The 8,968-nt window shown below is 33.6% G+C and carries 7 protein-coding genes and 1 pseudogene; 2 read left to right on the forward strand and 6 right to left on the reverse strand.

From position 1 onward, the window contains the following. The first annotated feature begins 139 nt into the window (after positions 1–139). Positions 140–547: an iron-sulfur cluster biosynthesis family protein gene (locus EGT49_RS10300; RefSeq protein WP_135374041.1), complete on the forward strand. Its 408-nt coding sequence runs from the start codon at positions 140–142 to the stop codon at positions 545–547. A 344-nt stretch (positions 548–891) separates the two neighbouring features. Next, positions 892–1,581, forward strand: coding sequence for a YjjG family noncanonical pyrimidine nucleotidase (locus EGT49_RS10305; RefSeq protein ID WP_167849831.1), 690 nt, complete (start codon positions 892–894; stop codon positions 1,579–1,581). On the opposite strand, the pseudogene EGT49_RS12835 reads toward EGT49_RS10305, so the two are convergent. The 6 genes and pseudogenes from EGT49_RS12835 to EGT49_RS10335 all read right to left on the reverse strand — a co-directional run bounded on the left by EGT49_RS12835 (position 1,561) and on the right by EGT49_RS10335 (position 8,798). Further along, a pseudogene (locus EGT49_RS12835) lies at positions 1,561–2,506 on the reverse strand (quinone oxidoreductase family protein). The gene EGT49_RS10305 and the pseudogene EGT49_RS12835 sit on opposite strands and share 21 nt — an antisense overlap. Before the next feature lie 48 nt (positions 2,507–2,554). Beyond that, positions 2,555–6,064 carry an L-type lectin family protein gene (locus EGT49_RS10315; RefSeq protein WP_135374045.1) on the reverse strand — a complete coding sequence of 1,170 codons (3,510 nt, stop codon included), beginning with the start codon at positions 6,062–6,064 and terminating at the stop codon, positions 2,555–2,557. A 329-nt stretch (positions 6,065–6,393) separates the two neighbouring features. Next, entirely contained in the window at positions 6,394–7,023 is a 630-nt protein-coding gene (locus EGT49_RS10320; protein WP_246013838.1) for an ABC-2 transporter permease, read from the reverse strand. 14 nt (positions 7,024–7,037) lie between these two features. Then, positions 7,038–7,886: an ATP-binding cassette domain-containing protein gene (locus EGT49_RS10325; RefSeq protein ID WP_135374049.1), complete on the reverse strand. Its 849-nt coding sequence runs from the start codon at positions 7,884–7,886 to the stop codon at positions 7,038–7,040. A 2-nt stretch (positions 7,887–7,888) separates the two neighbouring features. After that, positions 7,889–8,260 (reverse strand): GntR family transcriptional regulator, encoded by a 372-nt coding sequence (locus EGT49_RS10330; protein WP_135374051.1) that lies wholly within the window; start codon positions 8,258–8,260, stop codon positions 7,889–7,891. Positions 8,261–8,393: 133 nt separating this feature from the next. Then, on the reverse strand, positions 8,394–8,798 hold the full coding sequence (locus EGT49_RS10335) for a hypothetical protein (protein WP_135374053.1): 405 nt from the start codon (positions 8,796–8,798) through the stop codon (positions 8,394–8,396). Positions 8,799–8,968 lie beyond the last annotated feature (170 nt).

The following is an 8,968-nucleotide window of genomic DNA, read 5'->3' on the forward strand; positions in this document are numbered from 1 at the left end:
GTACATCTTTTAATTTTAAATAATAAATTGTGTACAATTTACTTGCACATAATTGAATTAACATGTATACTAGTATTTGTAATAAAGATTGAGCACAAGATAATTTAACAAAATATATAAAAAACGAGGTTTTACACTTATGAAAATTAATATTAAAGATGAAGCACAAGCATACTTAAACGAAAGAATTCCTAATGGTTTTCCAATGATCTTAACAACAGATGATGGTTCTAATAAGTACTCTAGTCTTGGTGGTAGCTGTGCTATCGGTGATAAATTCCAAATCGTTATCTTAAAAGAAGAGGATCCTGATTATACTGAAACCTTAGAAAATAATGCTGGATATGATTTAAAGACATCCCCTAACGATGCTGATTTAATGACAAATGGACTAAATATTTCTATCTGGCACAATGCCCTAGCTTTAAAAGATAACTCAGGAATCCTAGACGGTGCCCTTTCAGTTGTTGACTGGAGAGATGTAAAACCATTAACAGATGAAGAAAAACATGAACAAATGGTTAAGTTGGGCGATCAAATCTGTTAGAGCGTGAAGCAGGCCCGCTTAGGGCTTGGCAGATAGCCTAGCTTCAAGAATTATCCGCGCACTATGCGGATGATTCTTGAAGCGTAGCTATATGTCCAAGTCCTGGCCTGCGCAACGCGTTTCCACTATGCAGCATAGAACGAAAAACTGCCACGCTGCATAGAATCTTTCCATCACCATCCAGAACCAACCCAGCAATACCTCAAAACAAAAAACACGGACCAGCAAGCTAAACCCAAAGCTAACTGATCCGTGTTTTTTTAATGCCTAACAATCATTTATGTTATCATGATTCAACAATCCAGTATAATAGAAGTTATGAGAACCATAAATGGAGGAAAATTATGAAATACCCAATTTTATTATTTGATTTGGACAATACGATTCTTGATACCAAAGCCAATGCGGAAAAAGCTCTCCACAAAATGTCACCATTGATCGATTTTCCGTTTGATCCGGAACAAATTAAATACTGGCATGTGCTAAATGACCAACTTTGGGAAGAATTTGAACAAAAGAAACTAACTCGTTCTGACCTATTAGTTAAAAGATTCAAACTTTACTTTGAACATTTTAATCGTGAAGTCGACGGTGAAAAGTTCAACCACACTTATTTAAACCTTTTCAAAATGCAAGATGTATTAATGCCACATGCGCAAAGTGCATTAGAACAATTGAGTCATAATCACCGCATTTTTGCCGTTTCCAATGGAACTAAAGACAAGCAATACAATCAATTGACCCAATCACATTTGATGCAATACTTTGAAAAACTCTATTTATCTGAAGATATCGGTTACCAAAAGCCCGATCCAACTTTCTTCAAATACGTTGTCAATGACTTGAATTGGTCAAAATCACAAATGCTAGTAATTGGGGACTCTCTTACAGCTGATATTTCTGGAGCCAACAAGGCGGACTTAGATAGTGTCTGGTTCAATCCTAAAAAAGTCAATAACGACACTGGCTACCTGCCTACTTTTGAAATTAGTGATTTAAATCAATTAGTCACTTTAGTCGACGGTCAAAACTAATTTAGCTTTAATGTGTTGTTCCAGCAGTTCGTGCGCATGTTGAGCTTGCGTGATGGGAAGTGACAAAATTTCCTCATCCAAAAGTTTACCCTGGGCAAAATATTGATTCAGCAACTTGGCTGAAGTCTGAATTTGTGACAAGCTGGCATGACTGATGACAAAACCCTTGATCGACTGACTCTGCGTATACATTTGACGAACGTTAAAATTGAAATTATTTTCCTTAGGTGCAGTAATTAAGACAATTTGACCGAACAAATTCAATTTATCGAGATTAGTTTGCAAAGAAACTTTACCAGAAGTATCTATTATATAGTCGAATTTATCAGAGAGTTCTGCAACCGGCTGATGATAGTCAAAACAATTCTTGGATCCCAATTGTTTTAATTTGGCAAAATCCTTTTTGATTGCTAGTCGTTGAAACTATTAGACCTTCTAAATTTGCTAATTCAACCAATTTACGACCTACGTGACCGGCACCACCCTCAATTAGAATCTTCTTACCTTTATTTATTTCTAAAATATCTTTTAAAATTATGGCAGCAGTTGCACTTGAATGAACACTGGCCACTAGTTTAATTGGATCTACCTTAGGTGCAATGAAGAGTCTATCCTTTGGTATGGCAACAAATTCACTAGTCGTCCCAGTTCTACCGTCGTATCCCATACTATTGGTCCAAACTAATTGGCCTTTAACGAAACCATTGTTGGTCTCAGCCACTTCCCCAACAGCATCGCGACCAATTACGAAGGGGAAATTCATTTTCGTTTTAAACCCACCACCGCGAACAAAGGTATCGACATAATTAACCGAAACAGCTATCACCCTAACTAAGACTTCATCAGCTTTAGTTTTTGGCATCGGCAGATCACCAACTTGAATCTCTTTAAAACTACCCGTTTGCTTAATAAATGCTGCTTTCATATTTTCACCTCAGAAAAAGGCCCCGATGTGAGGCCTTTTTAATTTTTTTTACATATCACTGTCAACTAATGTCCAAGTTAACTCGCTTGAATATTCGCCTGGCAAACTCAAACCATTCAATTGTAACAAGATACCTTCATCACTATCCCAAGCATCAACAACATCAGTAACCTTATCAACTTTTTCATTGGTTGAGTCATAAGCTATCAATTGTTTTTCATCAATTAAAGAATGAACACCATCATTTTCATCTTTGAAAACCATACCGGCATTCATAACCGTATCAAAATTACTTTCTAAAACAAAGTCACTCGTCTGTTGAGCAAACAATTGCCATTTGGCGTTATAGCTATTTACCTTGACATCCCAATCTCCCTCACGTGAAATTAACTTCTTTCCACCTAAGTTAACTGAATTGAAACGATAATCCTCCACATCTAGCGACAGGTCTTTCTTTTGGTAGATAGCCGAATAATTGATAGTATTGCTCTTCCTACCATAATCATCGTAAGTTATTAAGCTGACATCATTTTCTTCGCTAGTTGAAAGTTTCAACATATACCAGTCAAAGAAACTTTCAAAATCTGCCGTTTGTAAGAATTTTTCGGGGCTTCTTCTTTGATTGAAGTCCAAATAATCATCAATATTTGGGCTAGAATAAAATTCATACAGGTCATTTTGAGAAATATAATAATTCTCTCCATCAATATACGTGTAAGAATATTTTGGAACATTATCCTTAAACATGTCTCTAATCGTAATCACTGGTGAATCGGTAGTTATTTGTGAATGTAACTTAGGAACATTAATTGTATAAACTAAAGTATTAGACGTATAAGTATCATCTTTAACCGTCACATAAATTTCGTTCTTTCCCTCTCTTAAGCCAGGTTGCTTACTATCTTCTATTTCTTTATTAAGACTAATTAAATCATTTCCAATTGTTTCGTTTTTTAAAATCGGGTTAATTTCCAGATCGATTTTTCCCTCAGTATTATAAACTACAACCGGATCTTGCTCACCTAGTTCAGTCTTAATAACGTACGACAATTTTGCCCCATTTTCACCTGTAAATTCTGAATCATCACTGTAATAAAATGACCCCAATAAATCCACTGGATCATTATTATTAACCGTAATATTTTGTGCTTCTTCATCAGCTTCTGCAATTAATTCTTTTTCTGACACGTCAATCGTATAAGTTAATGTATTAGATTTTCTAATCCCGTCGGTAGCATAAACGTCGATGGTATTTTTACCAACTTCTAAATCGATACCCTGTATTGTTTTGTCATATTTCACAAGATCTAGTGGTTCACTACTATCGTTAAGATAGGTAGCCTCTTCGCCATTAGTAATAAAATGCCAGACAATTTCTTTAGGATTAAAAATCTCATTGTTAGCATATTTCAAAATGGTTTGTAGTTTTACATATTCTTTCAAATAAATTGAATAATCCAACTTGTCAGCAGTTATAACTATACTAGTAAAATCTGCAACATTAATCGTATATTCAATCGAATTAGAAACACGATTCATGCTATCAACTGCATATACTTGAACTTTATTTTCACCAACTTTCAATTCGCTATTATTAGTTGAAGCTGAAATCATAGAAATATCAAAATCAGCCGATAATTCATCACTAGCAATCATCAAACTACCATCAGCTAAACTTGTTTTACCATTAATAACAGTATAGACTTTCGTATCACTATCCATCTTTGAACCATTTGTATATTTTAATCTTCCTGACAAATTAAAATCATCTTCATAAGCGACGTCTTTGGTTAACTCATCATTAGTTTCAGCTTCCAAACTGTCATTGATGATAAATGAAGGACTCATTGCATCATCAATATAGTATTGTCCCTTATATGAAATATGCTTATTAGCAACAGTCGTTGGCGTTTTTTGAGCATTTGCTTGACCGTACAATTGAACTGACAGTTTCTCATCTTCAAGTTTCAAAGCATCTAGTTTTAAATTAATAATCTGATTACCGTCAGCATCTGTCGTAATATCGTTGACAGAAATATCAATCGTTTTGTCATTGTTGCCATCACTGTAAATAATTTGACCGATTATTTCATCGGCTAAGTCTTCATTAATACCTGGTTTAAAATCAACTTGTTCAGGTAAATTGATGACGGTAGTTAATTCTCCTGTACCAGTAATACCCGAATTATAAATGATATCATAATCGAATCTTAATTTATCTTTATTAGAAACGTTGAATTTGGGGTCATCCTTTGACTCTGTAGTTTCCTTTTTTTCCAAATCACTAATTTTACGTCCTAATTTACCTGAAGAATCGTATTGCGACAAATCATATAATGACGTTGAAGCATCAGCATTAGCAACGTTAGGCATTTGTTGGAATAAAATTGCATAATCTTTAGGAACTGAACTTGGAGAACCAGTAGCGGCTGTAAAGCCCCATCTTACCTTGGTATTACCACTATCTCCCTTAATTTTACTAATATCAATTTCTTGATTTATTCTTTTATCCCAGTTGCGATAAGACTTAGCTGTTCCGTCGTAATTTTTATCATTGTAAATATAAGAAATATGGGCGGTATTAGATCCCCCAGTTGGCGGAGTGTAGTCCACGGTAATGTGGCGCCAAGAATTGTCTGTCGATTCGTCAAAATCATATCCGGATAAGTATAAGTTATGAATTTGTCCTTTATGATTTAAACCATAGTAAAAGTATTCTAAACCTAAAAATGAGGTTTCCATAAATCCTTCGTATGTATCACTTTCTCCAGGATATCCAAAAGCAATATGTTGTCCTTTAACCATATTAGAACCCGAGGTCGATAAACCATCAAAGAAATCATCAACATAATTTGTGTACATCACAAATTTATTAGCATTTCTGATCGTATCAAACTCCAAAGCTATACTGTTTTGGATAGCACTTTTATCCAAATCAAATGTTCTACCAGACAAGACAGTCTTATTAGAGGCTGGATCGTATCCATCTAGACCACTACCCCATACCCCCAAAGTTTCTCCATAAGCTGGATCTTCGAAGTACTCCTGAGCACCTCTAGCAATAGCTAAATCACCACGACTATCATTTTGTATAACAAGAGCGATTCCATCTGAAGTTTTTTCTGATTTTGGATTGGTTTCATCATAAAAAGTGTCACCCAAATAAATCCAAGCTGAAATTGTTTGTCTTTTTGTTAAGTCAAAATAGTTATAATATTTTGAATTGTCATTTGGATCTTTATAGGTTCCCCAAAATGAGGCTATTTGGTTTTGATCTCCACCACTATCTAACATTTGTATGATTTCAGTTGGATTACTGTACGTAGTATTGCCTCTCTCAATAATTGTAGCTTGATTCTTGAATGGTTCGCCTTCTCTTCGAGAATATTCTTCTGGAAGTGTTAAAAATTCTTTGACATCTATTCCTTCAGGGGCAGCTTTATAAACTTCCTCTTTAGTTGGTGCAGCTGCTAATACGTTATTTATTTCTAAGGAACCGACTAGGAATGACACAAAGAATAAGGCTAAGGTTATGACGCAAAGCTTTTTCTTTTTCATTTTTATTTCCCCTTAATAACAATAATTATTCGCCACATACATGTTTTAATCATTTATATATAAATATTTTACTATAAAAAAACAATTAATTTGGTTCATAAACGGTAAAGACTACTCTCCGTTACTAGAAAACATTTACAAAAAGTGCAAAAAAACCATTGAATTAATCCAAAGCAAAAAAATAGCATCTATTCTCCAACTTATTTAGAAAATAGATGCTGTTTATTTTTATATTATTTCTTATTACTTTGACGTTGGAATAACTGAATCAAAGCTAAGGTTGCATAAGCCATTGTTAAAGTATCGGCAGATCACCAACATGAATCTCTTTAAAATTCCTTCTTTTCCATGATCAAGACGCTACTGTACAAAGAAATCATCAGAGCTACTATTGCCACCAATAGAGAAAACAAAAATAAGGTTACATCGCTCATCTCTGACAATTTTTGGATAATTTCTGTTAAATTCAATGCTTGCAGATTATCTTTAATCAGCATCCCAAGAAAAAATATTGCTCCAATTATAGCAATAAGGATAATTCTTCCCTTCTCACCACCAAATTTTAATTGAATTGGCAACATTAAAGCTAAAGCAATAATTATCATTGAAAGCATTGGCAACGCTTGTTCAAAAATCCCCGTCACCTCAACATGATTAATAACTACAGCTATTAAACTAATCATCATGCCAACAATTATAAAGCAAATCCCAATGGTTAAACCAAATAAATATTTTTCATAAACATAACCTTTTCTAGTAATCGGTAGTGTAAATAAAAATGCATTACCATTATCAAATTCATCGTAACTGATCGAACTTAACGTAAATAATGATCCAATCAAGCCCAAAAAGCCAATTGCAAAATAATTTTCTTTCGACCAGATCGTCATAACTAACGCAATTGCGATTATCAATAAATAAGCATTCTTTTGTTCCTTCATCAACTCAAAATCTTTCACAAAAAGACCCTTCACTACTTGTCACCTCGACTCATCATTGTAATTACTTCATCAATATTGCCATTTTCGACCACCAAATCAGGATAATTCTCTAAGTAAAATTGTTTCTGATTGGTCAAGCAACTGTAACCGAAACTTTCTTTTTTAACTTTAAGCAGATAATCTTTGTCTAACTTAGCAAATTGGTCTTCATTTACCTTCAACATTCCGTATTCACTCAACAGGACATCAGTATCTTCATGCAAAACGATTTTTCCCTGATTTATCATGTAGAGATCATCACACAACGATTCCAAGTCACTAGAGATGTGAGAACTAATTAAAATTGAATTGTCTTCGTCTTTTTCTAGAAATTCTCTTAAAATATCCAACAATTCATCTCGAGCCACAACATCTAATCCCGCGGTCGGTTCATCAAGAATCAATAACTTAGCACCATGCGACATCGCAACCAAAATTTTTATTTTCACTTTCATCCCTGTCGATAATTCTTTGATTTTTTTATTCCATGGCAGTTCAAATTTATCAACTTGTTTACTAAAAAATTCCTTATCAAAATTGCTATATAAATTGCTCAAAACCGGCGTGATATCCTTAATCGTCAAAAAAACACTGAACCCTGAATCCGCTAAAACGACTCCAACATCTTCCTTATCGGCAACCGTTAATTGTGAAATGGGTTTATCAAACAACATAATCGAGCCACCATCAATTCTAATTAACCCCAAAATTGCTTTAAAAGTAGTACTTTTGCCAGAACCGTTTTGACCAATCAAACCAGTAACTTGACCCTGTTTTACCTCTAATGAACAATCTAGTTTGAACTTAGGATAAGTTTTTTGAATATCTTTTACTTCTAACACGCTTAATCCTCCAAAATTAATTCAAATAATTTTTTTAAATCGCCATCACTAATTCCAAAACTCCGACCTTTTTGAATAGCTTTCTCAAAATCTTCTTCCAGTTCTTTTTTTTGATCTTCTAATAATAAATCAGCATTAGTTGCAGTAACATAGGTCCCTTTCCCATGAATCGTGACTGTAAAACCCAACTGATCCAATTGGTCGTATGCTTTTTTGACCGTTAAGGCACTAATTTTTGCTTCACGAGCCAATGACCGAACTGATGGAAGATTATCATTTTCCTTTAATTCACCCTTACGAATCAAAGTCTTGACTTGTTCAACTATTTGCTCATATATCGGAATCATCGATGAGTGATTGATAATAATTTCCATTCATTTTCTCCTTTGAATATAAACAGTATATAACAGTGATTAACAGTTGCCAAGTGTTATATACTGTTTATTTTTTAAAAATCAAAAAAACATCCGACTTCCTCTTTAGAAAATCGAATGTTTTTTATCAAACTTATAAAAAGATGATGATTAAATAGGCAATCAAAATCGCAACAAAGGTAAAAATATAACTATCTACTATCTCTTTTGAGTGATTAATAATTTTAGTTAACACAACTTTATCAAGATTATCCGTTTGCGTTAAAACTAATTCCATCGTCGCTTTTTTTAATTGAAAAAGTCTTCTTTGCATAAGCAAATATATAACGTAGAGAATTATTAAAAGTGTTCCTACCGGACGTACATTTAAATAATTAAAAGTTTTAAACATCAGATAAATAATTGTTAATACTGATCCAAGACCGATATAAATCAAAATTTTCACTAATTGAAATAAGCTAGTCATCTTCTCTATAAGAAAGAATTTTTCAGGATAATTCTTTAGTAGTATTTGAGAATACGATAATTGTTCCGACAAGTACAATAGCCTATTGCCATTTGCTAATTTACGAAGTCTTGCTCTTTTGAAAATTGGCGAATTTTATAATCAAGTTAGCCACCTTAAGAAAAACTAAATAAAAAAACACCAAGACGTAAAAATCAGTTATCATTGGAGTTCCGACACTAACAATGAAAGAGGTTTTTCGT

The sequence above is a fragment of the Companilactobacillus suantsaicola genome (assembly GCF_004745525.1).
Taxonomy (GTDB): Bacteria; Bacillota; Bacilli; order Lactobacillales; family Lactobacillaceae; genus Companilactobacillus; species Companilactobacillus suantsaicola.

Bases quoted from the DNA above. Each gene is read 5' to 3' on its own strand.
- EGT49_RS10300 (WP_135374041.1), top strand. From the start codon at position 140: ATGAAAATTAATATTAAAGATGAAGCACAAGCATACTTAAACGAAAGA.
- EGT49_RS10305 (WP_167849831.1), top strand. From the start codon at position 892: ATGAAATACCCAATTTTATTATTTGATTTGGACAATACGATTCTTGAT.
- EGT49_RS10315 (WP_135374045.1), bottom strand. From the start codon at position 6,064: ATGAAAAAGAAAAAGCTTTGCGTCATAACCTTAGCCTTATTCTTTGTG.
- EGT49_RS10330 (WP_135374051.1), bottom strand. From the start codon at position 8,260: ATGGAAATTATTATCAATCACTCATCGATGATTCCGATATATGAGCAA.